Here is a 17264-nt window from a genome sequence, read left to right on the forward strand (position 1 = left end):
AAAAGCTGAACGAGCGACTCAGTCGCGGCGGAATCGGAGATGGCCAACAACTCACGGGCAAGGGCGATCCGTGCATCCAGGATGGGCACTGACAGGTACGGATACACGGCACGCCTCGTTCCTCCATGCTCGTTAAGCGGCGGTTCAGGTTCGGTACGACAGAATGCGTCCTGTGCCGATGGGGCATGCAAACCAACTAGGAGAATCCCGATGAGAACCCTGAACGCCTTGCTTGCCGTCGCCGGCCTGACGCTGAGCGCCGTTGCCTTCGCCGGCCCGCAGTGCACCGACAAGCCGAAATCGGACTGGATGTCCGAGGGAGCGATGAAACAGAAGATCGCCGAACAGGGCTATACCGTCGACAAGTTCAAGACGACGGACGGCAACTGCTACGAAATCTATGGCAAGGACAAGGACGGCAAGAAGGTCGAGATCTACTTCAGCCCGATCGACGGCAGCGTGGTCAAAGAGAAGCGCGGGTAAGCGCGATGCCAGAGGAGGCCACGATGGCCATGGAAAAGATCAGAGTATGGGATCGCCCGGTGCGCATTTTTCACTGGGGATTGGTCGCTGCGGTGACGGCCGCCTATCTCACCTCCGAGGACGCCGAGTCTCCTCACCAGTGGGCAGGATACTTCGCGCTCGCATTGATTGCGTTCCGCATCGTGTGGGGATTCGTCGGTAGTCCCCACGCGCGCTTTGCCGACTTCGTGCCACGGCCGGCGACATTGATCGACTATGTCGGTCGACTGGCGCGCGGTCGCGAGCCGCGCCATCTGGGGCACAATCCGGCAGCCGCGGTGATGGTCGTGTTTCTGATGGCAATGGTGGCAACGATCGGCACTACCGGCTGGCTGATGACGACCGACTGGGGGTGGGGAAGTGAGATTCTCGAGGAGGTGCACGGCCTCGCCGTCAATCTGACGCTCGGCGCGATTGCGCTCCACGTCGCCGCGGCGATCTTCGAAAGCGTGCGCCACCATGAAAACCTCATCCTGTCGATGCTGACCGGCTACAAGCGGCGATAGCCGTGCGGACCCTGCGAGAAGCGGGACGGGAGTGCCAAGCGAAAGAACGCGGCCGCAGTTTGTAGGATTATCGGTTTTTCTCGCTTCGGGCGTTAAATGCCGAAATGAAACCGGACTCGCTCTTCCAGCAGTCGCCGGACATCCTCCTCGTTGCACTGACCGAGGCGGTTGAACACTTCTCGGGCAATCGCGCGGAAGGCAGCCATCACGTGGGGGTCGAAATGGCTCCCGGTGTCCGCCGCCAGGATCGACATCGTTGTCTCGAAGCTCATCGGTTCTTTGTAGGGTCGTTTCGAGCTGAGCGCATCGAAGACGTCCGCCACGGCAAATATGCGCGCTGCAAGCGGGATGGCCTCGCCCGACAGTTTGCGCGGATAACCCGAGCCGTCCCACTTTTCGTGATGGGCTGCGACAACGGCATGCGCGTCCTTCAGCCATCCGATGCCGGAAACGATTTCCTCGCCATGGGCTACGTGCGTATGCATGATCTTGCTCTCTTCAGCGTCGAGCTTGCCCGGTTTGAGCAAAATCGCATCGGGAATGCTGATCTTGCCGACGTCGTGCAGAAAACTGCCGACGATCAAGGACTGCATTGCCCTGTCGCGCAGGCCGAGGCGTTCGCCGATGCGCGCAGCAATCCAGGCAACCCGAAAATTGTGGGCGCCGGTATCGGAATCCCGCATCGCGACGGCGCGCCCGAGCGCTTCCATCATCGAGAGGTGCGAATCAAGGATTTCGCGAGCCTTGCGCTCGTTGTCGGTCGACAGGCGTACGACGACGGGATAGATTGCGGTGCCGCACACCAGTGAGGCGAACCCGACCATCAGGGCAGCGCTGAGCGCGTTCGCGCGCATCTGCTCGCGTTGCCAGGTCGGGACGACGCGGACACCTTCGAAGTATCCAGTGATTCGATCCGTGTCGGCCGCTCCTCGCAAGGGTACAAAAACTCGCAATACCCAACGCTTGTCTTCAAGTCTGAAGCGCTCGTGAAAGCCTGCACGGTAAATGGGACGAACGTGCGAAGGCAGCTGTTCTTCAATCGCTTTGCCCTCCTCGGTCATTGCCTGAGCGAGCTTCACTCCCTCTTGATTGTAAATTTCAGCAATGTCGAACAGTCCCCCTGCAAGGGCATCTGCGGCCTTGCGGGCCTTGTCGTCGGCATCCATGCCGCTCAGCGTAATAGCGCCGAAGTGATGCAGAAGGCGGCGTGACTCGTCGAGTGCAAGCCATACCGTTCCATCCTCGGTACGTTTATACGTGACCAACCACGCGACAGGACTGGCCAGCGCAGCGAGCAGCGCGCTGACGAGCGCAATCCGTACTGCGGTTCGCTTGTTGAACGAGTTCATGTTCTGCTCCCGACGAGTGGCTGTGCGCAGCCCGGCCGAAGACGTACCGGCCAAAGATTCCGATTTTTTCTAGCCGGGCGCGCCGTCTCGAATTCTTGCCGACTTCCGTGCCTGGGGCTTGTTGGATGGCGGCTAGCCGCAGCGTGTGAAGGGGCATGAAGCCTGCGCACGTAGCGGCGCTCACCGTTCATTTTGCGTTCAGCGTGAGCAGCGTAACGTTCAAACCTGATTCCACGGTAACTGGAAAACGTCATGAACTCGAAGGTCCGAAAGGCAAGAACGGGGAGTCGGTTTGCGGCCGCCGGCTCACCCGTTTCATCCCAGACCGCTTCCAGGCGGGCCCGAATTGCGGGACGGCCTTCAGTGGCAACAGAAAGGAGACAGGAAATGAACGCGAAATCTGCAAGAAAACTGGTCGTCGCGTGCGCGCTCGCGCTGAGCGGCGTTGCGGGCGTAAGCATCGGAGCAGTCGCTGCAGACTTTCAGGCACCGTCCACGCAGGCCGACGTCAAATGGCAAACTGACCCGGCGCTCGAGCAAGGCATGCTGAATATCCGGGCAGTCGTGGAACAGAGTCTCCCGCGGATTCGGGCGAACCAATTCGGCGACGAACACTACAATGCCCTGGGCCAGGCGATCGAAACGCAGGCCGCATACATTGTGAAAAACTGCAAACTCGAGCCTGCGGCAGACGCCGTGTTGCACGATCTTCTGCAGGACGTGTCGAGCGGCATCGACCGGGTCACCGCGAGGACGGCCGAGAACCAGCGCACCCACGGTGTCAGTTACATCATCGCCGCGCTGGACAACTACGGTCGCCATTTCGACCACGCCGGCTGGACGCCGATTAAGGTCGTGCCCTGAGGCGGCGGTCGGTGCCCGGCAGGACGGGCGCCACCGGTCGATCGCGGCCGTTTCCCCTACCCGAACAGCGCGCCGACGCTCTCGCCGCTGTGGATGCGTTCGATCGCCGCCGCGAACAGCGGCGCGACGGTCAACTGCGTGATCTTGTCGAGCCGCTTGGCCGGCGGCACATGCACGGTGTCGGTGACGACGATCGATTCGATCGGCGCATTGCGCAGCCGCTCGATCGCCGGTCCGCACAGCACCGCGTGCACCGCGCCGGCGTGGATCGAACGTGCGCCGGCCGCGCGCAGCGTGTCGATCGTCGCCAGCAGCGTGCCGCCGGTCGAGATCTCGTCCTCGAAGATCACCGCATCGAGCCCGGCGACCTCGCCGACGACGCGGCCCTGCTTGACGTCGGTGTCGCTGACGCGGCGTTTGTCGATGATCGCCATCGGAATGCCGAGCCGCTCCGAGAAGCGGCCGACGCGTTTCGCGCCGCCGGCGTCGGTCGCCACCGCGACCATCCGCGACAGGTCGTAGTGCTGGCGGAAATGCTCGGCGATCGTCGGGATCGCGGTGAGGTGATCGACCGGCACGCTGAAGAAGCCGTGCACCTGGTCGGCGTGCAGATCCATCGTCAGCACGCGGTTCGCGCCGGCGGTCGCGAGCATGTCGGCGATCAGCCGGCCGGTGATCGAGATGCGCGGCGCGTCTTTCTTGTCCGAACGCGCATACGAATAATACGGGATCACCGCGGTCACCCGCCGCGCCGAGGCGCTGCGCAAGGCGTCGAGCGTGATCAGCAGTTCCATGATGTGCTCGCTGACCGGCTCGGTGAAGGACTGCACGACGAAGACGTCGCGTTCGCGCACGTTGTCGAGGATCTGGACGCGCAGGTTGTCGTTCGAAAAACGCGAGATGTCGACGGGGCTCAGGCGCATGCCGAGGTGCTCGCAGATTTCCCCGGCGAGTGCGCGGTTCGAGTTGCAGGCGAAAATGCGGAGGGCGTCGTTCATCGCGTTTCTCGCTGGAAGCTGACGCGCGGATTGTAGGCTTTTCGGCTCGCGCCGCAAAAATTGTGCAACAAACCTGCGAGCCGCCGTCAGCGGTACAGCACAAACGCTTCGCGCTCCTGTTGCCACGCGGCTTCGTCCGGCTGCGCCAGCGCTTCGAGGTCCGCCGGGGTCGCGCCCGGATCGTCGACCCAGTCGCGCAGCAGTTCGCTGCCGTTGATCAGGTCGATCGCGAGGCGGTCGTGCTCGTATTCGTACGCGAAGTCGCGCCATAGCGGGTAGTCGGGCCACAGCAGGCGCAGCACCTTGAACGCGAGCGCCTGCAGGCGCCACGGGCGGAACGCGGCGTGGTCATAGTGTGCCGGGTCGTCGACGTGGATCTGCAGGCCGCTGCACAGGCGGCCGGCGTGCTTGTGGAAGGTCGGCTCGAACCAGCATTCGCGCAGCACGCAGCCGGCGAGCCAGTCGGGCGCGAGCGCGCGCATGCCGGCCCGCAGCGCGCGGGCGTCGATGTCCGGCGCGCCGAAGAGTTCGAGCGGGCGCGTCGTGCCGCGGCCTTCGGACAGCGTCGTGCCTTCGAGCATCACGGTGCCGGCATACGCGCGCGCCATCGACAGGCTCGGCGCGTTCGGGCTCGGGTTGACCCAGCTGCGCTCGCCCGCCGGCCAGCCGAAGCCAGGCGCGGCGTCGGGCTCCCAGCCTTGCATCGTGACGACCTCGCAGTCGACGTCGAGCCGCAGCGTCGTGATGAACCAGCGCGCGAGCTCGCCGATCGTCAGGCCGTGGCGCATCGGCAGCGGCCCGGCGCCGACGAAGCTTTCCCAGCCGGGGCGCAGCAGCAGGCCTTCGACCGGCCGCCCGGCGGGATTCGGGCGATCGAGTACCCACACCGTCTTGCCGTGCTCGGCAGCGGCTTCGAGCACGTAGCGCAGCGTCGTGATGAAGGTGTAGATGCGGCAGCCCAGATCCTGCAGGTCGACGAGCAGCACGTCGAAGCTGTCCATCATCGCGTCGGTCGGCCGGCGCACTTCGCCGTACAGGCTGAATACCGGGATGTGATGCAGCGGGTCGACGAAATCGGGCGACTCGACCATGTTGTCCTGCTTGTCCCCGCGCAGCCCGTGCTGCGGCCCGAAGGCGGCGCTCAGCTGCAGGTCGGGCAGGGCGGCGAGCGCGTCGAGCGAATGGACGAGGCTGCGGGTCACGGAAGCGGGATGCGCGAGCAGCGCGACACGGCGTCCGGCGAGCGGGCGGCGCAGCGCCGGGGTGTCGAGCAGGCGGTCGAGGCCGAACTGGATCGAGGGTTTCATGGGGTCCTTTGACGCAGCCGCGGAATGGCCGCGGCGGCGTGTCCGAGCGTGAGTGCGAAGCCCCCGCGAAGGTGAAAGTCGGGGGCCGCGCCGGGATGGCGCAGCGCCCAGTACGAGCACACGCCGTCGATGTCTTCGATGACCGCCGTCAGCCCGAGTTGCAGGCCGTCGATGCTGCCTGCGGGCAACGCGGCGGCGTGAACGTGGACGTCGAGATCGAGCCGGCCGCCGTCCGCGTGCATGACGATGCGCGGCGCGACCGCCGCCAGCGCGGGCGCGACCTCGTCGTCGCGCTCGCGGTAGGCGCGAAACGCATATGCCGCCCATTCGCCGGACGGCGAAAAATTGAATTCGCGGTAAGCCCCGGTGCCGGCCGCGGCGACGAAAAATTCGAAGCACGTATGCGCCCACAGGCCGTCGACGCGGGCGGCGGGGCGCGGCGACGGAATGCGCAGCCGCGCCAGGTCGCCTTGCAGCCGGTAGCGCAGGCCGAGCATGCCATCGGGCGCGACGCCGACCCGCACATCGAGCGCTTGGACTGCCGCGCACGGCGTTCGCGGATGGGGGAACAGCGCAATGGAATCGCCGGCGACGCTCATCGCGGCTGTCAGTCGAGCGCCAGCGCGATCGAGAGATAGACCTGCCGCGTTGCCGGATTGGCCACGCGCCCGCCATGCAGCATCTGCTCGCTGCCGTTCGCGATCTCCTGGTGGCGTGGCCCGAGGTTCAGCGCGCTCAGCGCGAATCGCAGCGGTTTTCCGCCGAGTCGCGTCTCGTAGCTCAGGTTTGCGTCGACCGTCGTATAGGACCGGGCGACGTAGCGCAAGCGCGGCACGTAGCCCTCGCCGCCGGCGAGCGGCCCGATGCGCAGCACGCTGAGCATGCTTTTCCAGCCCGTGCCGTAATCCTGCAGCCAGCTCAGGCTCGCGGTGTAGGGCGCCGCACGGGCTTCGAGGCCGCGGTCCCCGGCGTCGCGGTCGATGAGGCTGTGCGCGAGACGCAGTTCGGTTCCGCTACGCGGCCGCGCGACGAGCTGGTATTCGACGCCGCGCAGCGTGACCGGCCGGTCGAGGTTCTCGTAGCGTGTCGAGCCGAGAAAGCCGGCGAGGACCGGCGCCGGCAGCAGCTCGGGCTGCGGCACGCGCACCACGAAATCGTCGATGCGCTCGTTGAAGAGGCGCACGTCGAGCTTCGTGTTCCACGTTGCGAAGCGGCCGAAGTAACCGAATTCGACGGTATCGACGCGCGCCTGGCGCAGATCCCGATGCGGCAGGAACGGGCGGGCGAGGAGTTCGCCGCTGGCCGGGTCGATGGCGCGGATGTCGCCATGGCGTTCGAAGAGATTGTGCTGGCGCCAGGCGCGCGAATAGCCGCCGCGCAGCGTGTCGGTGTCGGTCGCCTGCCAGTTGGCGAACGCGCGCGGGCTGAAACGCGCCGGCGCGGTGGAATACTTTTCCTGGGCGCCGCCGAGGTTCAGCGTCAGTCGCGGCAGCGGGCGCCATTCGGCGTTGCCGAACAGGCGATACAGGCGTTGCGGAGCGGGGTTGCCGGTGAAGAACAGGAACGGCGCGTCGACCTCGTCGCGCCGCGCCCCGGTGCCCCACACCAGTTGCAGGGCCGGCGACGGCCTGCTGCGATGCTGCAGTTCGAGGTGGTTGCGCACGCTGTGCCGGTTGCGGTCGAGCGGTACGAGCGGGTAGCCCGGCGCGCTCGCAATCCATTCGTCCCGCACCCGTTCGTCGGTGCGGTAATAATTCAGCAGCCATTCCTCGCCGTCGTCGACGCCGTGGCGCCCCTTCAGGTGCAGCGTCGTGGTTTCGCTGCGCGCGTTGCGCGGGCCGTTGTTGCCGAACACCGAATCCGCGTAGCCCTCGCCGCGCAGTCCGGCGCTCGCACCGGCGCGCAGCATCACGCTGTCCTGCGACGACAATTGCCAGTCGCCGCGTACCGTGGCGATATCCATGTGGCGCGTGTCGTGCAGCCCGTCAAAGCCGTCGTCGCGCTGCGAAGCGGCGTTGATCCGCAGCGAAACCGGCGAGCCGCCGTTGCTCGTCCAGCCCGCTTCGGCGTCACGCACGCCGCCGCTGCCCAAGCGCAGCGCGCCGCGGGTGCCTGCGCCTTCGGCGCTGTGGCGCGTGATGATATTGATGACGCCGAGAAACGCATTGGCGCCGAAGCTCGCGGCGTTGGTGCCGCGCACGATCTCGATGCGGTCGATTTCGTCGAGGGTCAGCGGCAGCGCGCTCCAGTCGACGCCGCCGAACGCACTCGGCGTGATCACCGAGCGCCCGTCGATCAGCACCTGCATCTCGGTCGGGAAATCGTTCGACAGGCCGTGGTACGTGACCCACTGGGCGTGGCCGCGCTCCTGCCCGACCTGCATCCCGGGGACGAGCCGGAACACCCTGGCGAGGTCGCGGTAACCGGTGGCGGCGAGCAGTTCGCGGTCGATCACCGTGACGGCGCCGGGCGCCTCGTGCAGCGGCTGCGGCAGCCGCGACGCGCTGAGCACGTGCGGCAGTTCTTCGAGATAGGGCAATTCGCTGCCGGCGCCCGCGCACGTCGCGATGGCGCAACTTGCGAACGGCACCCAGAGGCATTGGGCGGTACGGGAAATCGTCATCGTGGTCGGGGCGGAGGGCTGCACAGCCGGCGGCAGCACGGCGCGAAGGATACCGCTTCTACTACGTCGAAGGTATGGGCGGCCGCCTCCCCATCCGTATTCGCACAGGCGCAGGGGGGCCGGCGTGACAAGAATAATGTAAATGTTGATTTCCTGCGCCGACCTCCGCGCGCCGCCCGGAGGCGCGCACGGGTCGCTGTATACCGCCGGCCGGAGCGCGAGTCCCGGAATTTCTGGTAACAAAAGCGGCTGGAAAACGGGAACGGCGTGTTTCCGCGTTCCGTCCGAAAAAGGAGCGGCGCGGATTGGGTCGACCGTCGCCGCCTGAAAACCTGCTTTTGCAGTCAGGAGGTCATCATGAACATCCGAACCGGTGTTTCGGCAATAGTGCTGGCGATCGCCGCCAGCGGTTGTGCAACGTGGGACAACATGTCGTCGCGCGAAAGGAGTGCCGTGATCGGCGCGGGTGTCGGCGGCACGGCCGGGGCAGTCATGAGTGACGGCGGGGTCCTCGGCACGGTCGGGGGTGCGGCGATCGGCGGTGTGATCGGCGACCAGATCGGCAAGCGGCGCCATCCTTGAGGTTTTCGCCGCTTGCGCGAAGGTGCGGTTCCGGCGCCGACCACGGGTGTCCGGCGCCGGGACCCGCGGTTCGGCATTTTCGACGACAACGTGTTGTATAGTCGGGCGCCATCGCATCCGCATGACACGCCATGATCGAACTCCTGACCGACCCGCAGCTGATATTCGCCTTCCTCACCCTCACCGTTCTCGAGTTGGTGCTCGGGATCGACAACATCATCTTCATCTCGATCCTCGTCGACAAGCTGCCGCCCGAGCGACGCGCCTTCGCCCGGCGGCTCGGCCTGTTCCTCGCGATGTTCATGCGCCTCGCGCTGCTGTCGCTCCTCGCCTGGCTCGCCGGCCTGAACACGGCACTGTTCGAGCTGTTCGGGCATGGTTTCTCGGCGCGCGACCTGATTCTGTTGCTCGGCGGCCTGTTCCTCGTGTGGAAGAGCACCGGCGAGATCCACCAGCTGATGGAAGGCGAGGAGGGCGAGGCGTCGAGCGCGGTCAAGGCGACGTTCGCCGCGGTGATCACGCAGATCATCGTCATCGACCTGGTGTTCTCGCTCGACTCGATCATCACCGCGATCGGCATGGTGAACAACCTCGCCGTGATGGTCGCAGCGGTCGTTGCGTCGGTCGGGCTGATGATGGTCGCTTCGGCGCCGATCGGCGATTTCGTCTCGGCGCACCCGACGGTGAAGATGCTGGCGCTGTCGTTCCTGATGGTCGTCGGCGTCGTGCTGATCGCCGAAGGCTTCGGCCACCACGTGCCGAAAGGCTACATCTACTCGGCGATGGCGTTCTCGGTCGTCGTCGAGATGCTCAACATCCGCATGCGCAAGCGGGCGGCGAAGCCGGTGGTGCTGCACGAGCCGTATGTTGCCGGCAAGGCGGGGGAGCGGGCCTGAGCGAAGCGGCGGAATCCCGCGCCCGGAGGGAGTCCCTCTGCGGCGCGGGGCGGGCCGGGGGATCCCGCCGCACAGCCGGCGGTGGCGATGTGGCGTCGTTAGCGCTGATCGTTCGCACCGCGCTGTTCGCGCTCCTCGCGGGCGACGGCCGACAGATCGCGCAAATACCACGCCGCGTACGCGAACCCCGCGACCGAGACCAGCGCCGTGAACAGCAGCGTGCGGTCGAACGGCAGCCCGGCGGCGAGATTGGCGATGATGACGTAGCCGAGGTAGCACGCGGCGACGAGGCCGGCGAGGATGCGGGTGAGGGCGAAGATCTTGCGCTGGCGCAGCGTCGGAGTGGCTCGGGACATGACGATATCGTCGAATTGCGGGAGGGCCGCATCATCGCAGATTTCCGCCCGCCTGCGCCAATCTGCTGCGATCCGGTAATTACTTGATAGAATTGGGCTTGTCCCCGCCCGGCCGCTCGGCTCGGCGGCTTTGTTTTTTTGCGAACCGACCATGGCCGACACTCCCTCCGCCACGCCCTCAGTGACCCCTTCAGCGACCCCCTCAGCGATCCCTTTTCCGCCTGAATTGCTGCGCGACGTCGAACGCCGCCGCACCTTCGGCATCATCTCCCACCCCGACGCCGGTAAGACCACGCTGACCGAAAAGCTGCTGCTGTTCGGCGGCGCAATCCAGCTCGCCGGCACCGTCAAGGCGCGCAAGAGCGCGCGCCACGCGACCTCCGACTGGATGGAAGTCGAAAAGCAGCGCGGCATCTCGGTGAGCAGCTCGGTGATGCAGTTCGATTACGCTGGGCACACCATCAACCTGCTCGACACGCCCGGCCACCAAGACTTCTCGGAAGACACCTACCGCGTGCTGACCGCGGTCGACGCGGCGGTGATGGTCATCGACGCCGCGAAAGGCGTCGAGACGCAGACGATCAAGCTGCTCGAAGTGTGCCGGCTGCGCAACACGCCGATCATCACCTTCGTCAACAAGATGGACCGCGAAGTGCGCGAGAGCTTCGATCTGCTGCAGGAGATCGAGGAGGTGCTGAAGATCGACTGTGCGCCGATCACCTGGCCGATCGGCATGGGCAAGACGTTCCGCGGCGTCTATCACCTGCTCGAAGACCGCGTGCTGCGCTTCGCTCCCGGCGAGGAAAAGCGCAGCGAGGCAGAAGTCATCAAGGGCATCGCCAACGCGCAGCTCGACGAGCTGTTCCCGCTCGAAGTCGGCAAGCTGCGCGAGGAAGTCGAGCTGATTCAGGGCGCGTCGCACCCGTTCTCGCTCGGCGACTTCCTCGCCGGCAAGCAGACGCCGGTGTTCTTCGGCTCCGGCATCAACAACTTCGGCGTGCAGGAGATCCTGCAGGCGCTGCTCGACTGGGCGCCGCCGCCCCAGCCGCGAGTGGCAGGCGTCACGGCGGCTGGCGTCAATGCGGCGGACACCCGCCTCGTGATGCCGGCCGAAGCACCCTTCACCGGTTTCGTGTTCAAGATCCAGGCCAACATGGATCCGAAGCACCGCGACCGCATCGCGTTCTTCCGCATCTGCTCGGGCCGCTACAGCTCCGGCATGAAAGTGAAGCACGTGCGCATGGGGCGCGAGATGAAGCTCGCCAACGCGCTGACCTTCATGGCCAACGAGCGCGTGCTGATGGAAGACGGCGTCGCCGGCGACATCATCGGCATCCACAACCACGGCCAGCTGCACATCGGCGACACGCTGACCGAAGGCGAAAACCTCGGCTACAAGGGCATCCCGTATTTCTCGCCCGAACTCTTCAGCGCCGCGCGCCTGCGCGACCCGCTGAAGTCCAAGCAATTGCAGAAAGGCCTGCAGGAGCTCGGCGAGGAAGGGGCGATCCAGGTGTTCGAGCAGGAAGGCGGCAACATGCTGCTCGGCGCGGTCGGCCAGCTGCAGTTCGAAGTCGTCGCCCAGCGCCTCAAGGACGAGTACAAGGTCGACGCGGTCTTCGAGTCCGCCGACATCCACACCGCGCGCTGGCTGACTTTCCCGGACGAAGTCACGCGCCGCAACTTCGAGCGCGAACAGGGCATGCGCGTCGGCAAGGATGTCGACGGCAACCCGGTGTATCTGGCGACGAGCCGCTACAACCTCGAAGTGACGATGGAAAAGTGGCCGAAAGTCGGCTTCCACGCGACCCGGGAACACGGCGAAAAGCTGAGCTGAAATCCGCGGCGCGTGCGATGGCGCGCCGCATGACGATCTTCATCAGCGCTCCGCGCTCAGACACGCCGCGATGCTGGTCGCGATTTCGCCGGCCATCAGGTCGGCCGTGCTCGCGACAGGAAGCGCATCACGCCAGCGCGCGCGAGTCACGAGACGACGCGGGCAGCCGGCGCGGACGCGCGGGGCGGTGGCCCGCCGCAGGGTACGAACAGCCGCTCGAAGGCTTCGGCGCTGAGGGGGCGATGGAAAAGGTAGCCCTGCCCCATCTCGCAGTGCTGATCCTTGAGGAATGCCAGCTGGTCTTCGGTCTCGATGCCTTCCGCGAGCACCTGCATCCCCAGTGCATGCGCCATGTCGATGATCGCGGTAATGATCGAGCGTTTGTTGGCCTCGCCGGCGATACCCCGCACGAAGCTCTGGTCCACCTTGAGTTCGTGGATCGGCAGGCGGCCGAGATAGGCCAGGGATGAATAGCCGGTGCCAAAATCGTCGATGCTGATGGCGATACCGTGCTCGGTGAGCCGGGACAGCATCTGGCTGGCGCCTTCCAGGTCTTCCATCAGCGACCCTTCGGTCAGTTCGAGACAGATCGCTGCGGGCGGCACCCCGCGGGTTTCGAGTAGTTCGCAGACGTGTTCGACGAAATGCGGTTCGCGCAGCTGCTGGGCGGCGACGTTGATCGAGATCCGGGGCGGCATGAGACCCTGACGGCGCCACAGGGCAATCCGGCTCAGCACCTTGGCCAGCACCTGCTCACTCAGCGTGACGATCAGTCCGGCTTCCACCGCCGCGGGAATGAAGCGCGCCGCGGGGACGTCGCCGAGGACTGGATCCTTCCAGCGCAACAGGGCCTCGGCGCCCACCAGCTCGCCGCCGGCCAGCGCGGTCTGTGGCTGATAGACGACCTCGAAGCGGTCGTTGTCGATCGCCGCCCGCAGGCCGGCTTCCAGCGTCATGCGCTGCTGCACCAGGGCCTGCATCTCCGCCGCGAAAAACCGGAAGCGATTGCGGCCCTGCGCCTTGGCCTCGTACAGCGCGGTGTCGGCGTTCTGCAGGAGGCCGGTCGCGGTATCGCCATCTTCGGGGAAGAGGCTGATCCCGATGCTGGCGGCGCCGGACAGTTCATGCCCCCGAATGCAGAAGGATCCCGACAGATAGTCGAGGGTATGCGCCGCGAGGCGACGGATCTCGTCGATCGTGAGGCTGCGCACGATGACGGCGAACTCGTCGCCGCCGGCACGGGCCAGGGTGTGGGCATCGCACAGGCAGCGCCGCAGGCGCTCGGCCACCTGTTGCAGCAACAGGTCGCCCACGTCGTGGCCGAGCGAGTCGTTGATGTCCTTGAAGTTGTCCAGGTCGATGAGCATCACCGCAAGGCTGTCCCGCCGCCGCCGCGCGTCGGCGATGCAGTCCGACAGGCGCTCCATCAGCAGCTTGCGGTTGGGCAGGCCGGTCAGCCCGTCGTGCATCGTCATGAACTCCACGCACTGCCGCGCGCTGCTGTCGCCGAAGATCGCGATGTAGCTCTGCACCTCCCCGTCGGCGCCCTTCACCGCATAGATCGTCAGCCATTCCGGAAAAATCTCGCCGCTCTTGCGCCGGTTCTGGATCTCCCCCTGCCAGCGGCCATGCTCGGCCAGGCTGAGCCATAATCGTTCGTAGAACTCCTGCGAATGGAGCCCGGACTGCAGGATGCTGGGAAGCTTGCCCGCGACGTCCTGGAGGCTGTAGCCGGTGATCCGCGTGAAGGCGGCGTTGACGGTCAGGATCACGCCCCGCGCATCGGTGATCATGACCCCTTCGTCGGCACGCCCCATCGCATCGGCCGCGCTCGGCGCCGTGGCCTGCAGGCCGGGGCGGCCGAGTTCGGTCGCCTGCGTGCACAGCGCCGTGATCCGACCGGCTTCGTCGAAGATCGGGAAGCGGACCGCAGCCAGGCGGACCTGACGGTAGCCGAGGTCGATCTCCTCCGCCGATTCGCTGTGGACGGTCCGCTCGACGGCCTCAAGATCCCGCGCGCGCATCTGCCGGGCCTGTTGTGAATGGCGGTCGAAATGCGCGTAAATCTGGCGCCGTGACATTGGCGGCGGAGCCGGTAGCGGTGTTTTGATTTACCGGGGATTCCGGTTTCAGGCGTGGTTCTGAATGGTGCGGCAGAGGGCGCGTTGGAAGGAGCCCGTAGGGCGACTGGAAACGCGCCCTTTGCCGCGCGGCCCCCGACGGGGAGCGGCAAGCGACAGGGATGACAGCTGAGTTCGAGATGCGGTAGAAAGACTCCGCCGAAGAGAACAGGCACGACGCCGGCCCAAACCGCCAAGTTCACACCGATGTCGTGCCCCACACCGTGCCGGGCACGGGTGCAGGGTGAGTATTCCACGAGTCGGAAGCCCCTGTCGACAGCTCCTTGGCGTGACTTGGACCGCCAATGGAATCCACGGGCCGATTCTTCCTCTGCGCGCGCTGCCGCGTGCAGGTATTGATTTGCAGCCCCTGCGACCATGGCCAGATCTACTGCGCCGGCGGCTGCGCGCCGACGGCGCGGCAGGACTCGATCCGCAGAGCGGGTCGGCGCTACCAAACGAGCCGCCATGGCCGCTTCACCCATGCCGAACGCAGCCGTCGCTACCGTGCGCGACAGAAGAACGTGACGCATCAGGGTTCCCCCGCGCCGGCGGCCGATGATCTACTGGCCGTGAGCTCGACGCCCATGGCGACGGCGTCATCGAAGGTGATCCAGACGACGTCCACGTCACAACACTGTCATTTTTGTGACTGTCCGTGTTCGGCGTTGGTCCGAATCGGCCCCTTGCGCCGTCGAGTTCCTCACACCGTCTGCCGACTAGATCGAAGAGGAACTGACCGTGACCATAGCCCCTGAGCTCGAAGCGCATATCCTTCGCTACTACCACGTCGAGAAATGGCGAACCGGCACGATCGCCCGCCAATTGCGCGTGCATCACGGCACGGTGCGCCGCGTCCTGGCGCAAGCCGGGCTGCCCAGGACCGGCGGCGTGCAGCGCCCGTCGCAGCTCGACGCCTACCTGCCCTTCATTGGCCAGACGCTGGAGAAATTCCCGACGCTGACCGCCAGTCGCCTGTACGCGATGGTGCGCGAACGCGGCTATGGCGGCGGCCCCGACCACTTTCGCCACCTGATTTCCCTGCATCGGCCTCGGCCGAAAGCAGAAGCCTTCCTGCGCCTGCGCACACTCGCCGGTGAGCAAGGGCAAGTCGATTGGGCGCACTTCGGTCACCTCGAGATCGGCCGTGCCCGCCGGCCGCTGATGGCCTTCGTCCTGGTCCTGTCCTGGTCGCGGCGCATCTTCCTGCGTTTCTTCCTCGATGCGCGCATGGAGAACTTCCTGCGCGGCCACGTCGGCGCCTTCGCCGCCTGGCAAGGGCTGCCGAGAGTCCTGCTCTACGACAATCTGAAGAGCGCCGTGCTCGAGCGCCAGAATGACGCCATCCGCTTTCACCCGACGCTGCTCGCGTTCGCCGGACACTACCGCTTCGAGCCGCGGCCGGTCGCCGTTGCGCGAGGAAATGAGAAGGGGCGGGTCGAACGGGCGATTCGTTATGCCCGCGAGAGCTTCTTCGCCGCCCGCAGCTTCGCGGACCTCGATGATCTGAACGCCCAGGCGCAAGCCTGGTGCGACGGCCAGGCGGCCGATCGGCCTTGCCCAGAGGAGCGCTCGATCAGCGTGCGCGAAGCCTTTGCCCGCGAGCAGCCCCGCCTGCTCGCGCTGCCGGAGAACCCCTATCCGACCGATGAGCACTTGACGGTGACGGCGGGCAAGACGCCGTACGTGCGCTTCGACCTCAACGACTATTCGATTCCGCACACGTATGTGCGGCGGCTGCTGACGGTCCGCGCCGATCCCTCGCGCGTGCGCGTCCTCGACGGCGGCGAGGTGCTCGCCGATCACCCGCGCAGCTACGATAGCCGAGACCAGATCGAAGATCCGGCCCACATCAAGACGCTGATCGAGCTCAAGCGCGAAGCCCGGCATCACCGCGGTCAGAACCACCTGGCTCAGGTCGCACCGGCGAGCCGGGACCTCTTGCTCAGCGCCGCCGAACGCGGCGCCAACCTCGGCACGATCACCTCGGGTTTGCTGCGGCTCCTCGATCGCTACGGCGCCTCGGAATTGCAGGCGGCCATCGTCGAGGCGCTGGCCGGTGGCGTGCCGCACCCCAACGCGGTGCGCCTGGCGCTCGAGCGCCGGCGGGAGGCGCGCCACGAGGCGCCCCCGGTCGCCACCTGCCTGCCGCCGCACGTCAAAGACAAGGACGCACCGGTCCAGCCGCACCGACTCGATACCTACGACACCCTCACTGGAGAGGACGATGAGCACGCTTGAAGCGTTGCGCCAGCGCGCGCACGCGCTGCACCTCCACGGCCTGCTGGCGCACTGGCCGGACGCGGCCACGGCGGGCTGGGTCGAGCCGCTGCTGCAGTGGGAAGAGGACGAGCGCAGCCGGCGCAGTCTCGAGCGCCGGCTCAAGGACGCGCATATCGGCCGCTTCAAGCCGCTGTGCGATTTCGATTGGCTCTGGCCCCGGCGCTGCGACCGCGCGGCGATCGAGGAACTGATGGCGCTCGACTTCCTCAAGGAATCGGCCAACGCCGTGCTGCTCGGCCCCAACGGCGTCGGCAAATCGACCTTGGCGAAAAATATCGCCCATCAGGCGCTGATCCACGGCCGCACCGTGCTCTTTACGACCGCCGGCCAACTGCTCGGCGATCTGGCCGCGCTCGATAGCGATTCGGCACTGCGCCGGCGACTGCGCCACTATGCCGCGCCGGATTTGCTGGCCATCGACGAGGTCGGCTACCTCTCCTATTCGAACCGCCACGCCGATCTGCTCTTCGAGCTGATCAGCCGCCGTTATGAGACGAAGAGCACGCTGGTCACCACGAATCGACCGTTCGCCGAATGGTCCGAGGTCTTTCCCAATGCCGCCTGCGTCGTCTCGCTCGTCGATCGCCTGGTGCACAACGCCGAAGTCATTGCCATCGACGGCGACTCCTATCGCCTGAAGGAGGCCAAGGAACGCTCGGAGCAACGGGCAAAGCAACGACGGAGGGCGAAATCATGAAGCCCTGGCTCCTGCCCTCCGGGCACCAGCGCGGCATCCCCTTCATCGTGCCCGACCACTGGACGCCCGAGCAGGCACTGGCCGTCGTCGAGTTGCTCGACGATCTGCGCGAACGCATCTGGGCGCATTACCAGATCCCGCTTCACGAGCTTATGCGTGAGGAGTACGCACCAACCCACGCCCCTGATCTGCGCCACACCGATACCGACGACCCGCCATTCTGACGACTGCCCGGCATCGCAACGCCAAACCACAAGGGGCCTACGAAGGCCCCTTGTGCTCTTTGCCGTCCGCACAGCATTTCGTCGCCAAGTAGCAGCGGAT

16 protein-coding genes are annotated in these 17264 nt (G+C 66.1%); 9 read left to right on the top strand and 7 right to left on the bottom strand.

Translation table 11 applies throughout. The features are described from left to right. Positions 1-210: 210 nt before the first annotated feature. On the top strand, positions 211-483 hold the full coding sequence (locus pbN1_RS09590; RefSeq protein ID WP_169202657.1) for a PepSY domain-containing protein: 273 nt from the start codon (positions 211-213) through the stop codon (positions 481-483). A 29-nt stretch (positions 484-512) separates the two neighbouring features. After that, complete coding sequence (locus tag pbN1_RS09595; protein WP_244857227.1) at positions 513-1028, top strand: cytochrome b/b6 domain-containing protein; 516 nt, start codon at positions 513-515, stop codon at positions 1026-1028. A gap of 92 nt (positions 1029-1120) precedes the next feature. Here the strand turns inward: pbN1_RS09595 and pbN1_RS09600 are convergent, their stop codons facing one another. After that, complete coding sequence (locus pbN1_RS09600) at positions 1121-2377, bottom strand: HD-GYP domain-containing protein (protein WP_169202655.1); 1257 nt, start codon at positions 2375-2377, stop codon at positions 1121-1123. A gap of 387 nt (positions 2378-2764) precedes the next feature. Here pbN1_RS09600 and pbN1_RS09605 point away from each other — a divergent pair, with 387 nt between their 5' ends. Next, complete coding sequence (locus pbN1_RS09605; protein WP_169202654.1) at positions 2765-3241, top strand: hypothetical protein; 477 nt, start codon at positions 2765-2767, stop codon at positions 3239-3241. 56 nt (positions 3242-3297) lie between these two features. Here pbN1_RS09605 and pbN1_RS09610 read toward each other — a convergent pair whose 3' ends face one another. The 4 genes from pbN1_RS09610 to pbN1_RS09625 form a co-directional block, all read right to left on the bottom strand. After that, positions 3298-4239 (bottom strand): ribose-phosphate diphosphokinase, encoded by a 942-nt coding sequence (locus pbN1_RS09610; RefSeq protein ID WP_169202653.1) that lies wholly within the window; start codon positions 4237-4239, stop codon positions 3298-3300. 86 nt (positions 4240-4325) lie between these two features. After that, positions 4326-5546: an exo-beta-N-acetylmuramidase NamZ family protein gene (locus tag pbN1_RS09615; RefSeq protein WP_169119293.1), complete on the bottom strand. Its 1221-nt coding sequence runs from the start codon at positions 5544-5546 to the stop codon at positions 4326-4328. After that, entirely contained in the window at positions 5543-6145 is a 603-nt protein-coding gene (locus pbN1_RS09620) for a DOMON-like domain-containing protein (RefSeq protein WP_169119292.1), read from the bottom strand. The genes pbN1_RS09615 and pbN1_RS09620 overlap by 4 nt, the downstream gene beginning before the upstream one ends. 8 nt (positions 6146-6153) lie before the next feature. Then, the gene (locus pbN1_RS09625) at positions 6154-8169 is read right to left on the bottom strand and encodes a TonB-dependent receptor plug domain-containing protein (protein WP_169202652.1); all 2016 of its coding nucleotides are present in this window, start codon (positions 8167-8169) and stop codon (positions 6154-6156) included. A 357-nt stretch (positions 8170-8526) separates the two neighbouring features. On the opposite strand from pbN1_RS09625, the gene pbN1_RS09630 reads away from it, so the two are divergent. Together pbN1_RS09630 and pbN1_RS09635 are read left to right on the top strand one after the other, a co-directional pair. Then, positions 8527-8751, top strand: a complete 225-nt coding sequence (locus tag pbN1_RS09630; RefSeq protein WP_169119290.1) for a glycine zipper 2TM domain-containing protein — start codon at positions 8527-8529, stop codon at positions 8749-8751. A gap of 131 nt (positions 8752-8882) precedes the next feature. After that, complete coding sequence (locus tag pbN1_RS09635; protein ID WP_169202651.1) at positions 8883-9647, top strand: TerC family protein; 765 nt, start codon at positions 8883-8885, stop codon at positions 9645-9647. A gap of 98 nt (positions 9648-9745) precedes the next feature. On the opposite strand, the gene pbN1_RS09640 is transcribed toward pbN1_RS09635, so the two are convergent. Further along, a complete protein-coding gene (locus tag pbN1_RS09640) occupies positions 9746-10003 on the bottom strand; it encodes a hypothetical protein (protein ID WP_169202650.1) in 258 nt (85 codons plus the stop codon). A gap of 151 nt (positions 10004-10154) precedes the next feature. Between pbN1_RS09640 and pbN1_RS09645 the strand changes: the two genes are divergently transcribed. After that, positions 10155-11840, top strand: coding sequence for a peptide chain release factor 3 (locus pbN1_RS09645; RefSeq protein ID WP_169202649.1), 1686 nt, complete (start codon positions 10155-10157; stop codon positions 11838-11840). Between the two features lie 146 nt (positions 11841-11986). Here pbN1_RS09645 and pbN1_RS09650 read toward each other — a convergent pair whose 3' ends face one another. Then, the gene (locus pbN1_RS09650) at positions 11987-13921 is read right to left on the bottom strand and encodes a putative bifunctional diguanylate cyclase/phosphodiesterase (RefSeq protein WP_169202648.1); all 1935 of its coding nucleotides are present in this window, start codon (positions 13919-13921) and stop codon (positions 11987-11989) included. Between the two features lie 780 nt (positions 13922-14701). On the opposite strand from pbN1_RS09650, the gene istA reads away from it, so the two are divergent. The 3 genes from istA to pbN1_RS09665 are packed head-to-tail and all read left to right on the top strand — an operon-like array spanning position 14702 to position 17164. Continuing rightward, positions 14702-16201: an IS21 family transposase gene (gene istA / locus pbN1_RS09655; protein WP_169204279.1), complete on the top strand. Its 1500-nt coding sequence runs from the start codon at positions 14702-14704 to the stop codon at positions 16199-16201. Further along, complete coding sequence (istB, locus tag pbN1_RS09660) at positions 16188-16940, top strand: IS21-like element helper ATPase IstB (RefSeq protein ID WP_169204280.1); 753 nt, start codon at positions 16188-16190, stop codon at positions 16938-16940. The genes istA and istB overlap by 14 nt, the downstream gene beginning before the upstream one ends. After that, entirely contained in the window at positions 16937-17164 is a 228-nt protein-coding gene (locus tag pbN1_RS09665; protein ID WP_169204281.1) for a hypothetical protein, read from the top strand. The genes istB and pbN1_RS09665 overlap by 4 nt, the downstream gene beginning before the upstream one ends. The last annotated feature ends 100 nt before the right edge of the window (positions 17165-17264 follow it).

Origin of the sequence: Aromatoleum bremense, from assembly GCF_017894365.1 — a bacterium.
Lineage (GTDB): Bacteria > Pseudomonadota > Gammaproteobacteria > Burkholderiales > Rhodocyclaceae > Aromatoleum > Aromatoleum bremense.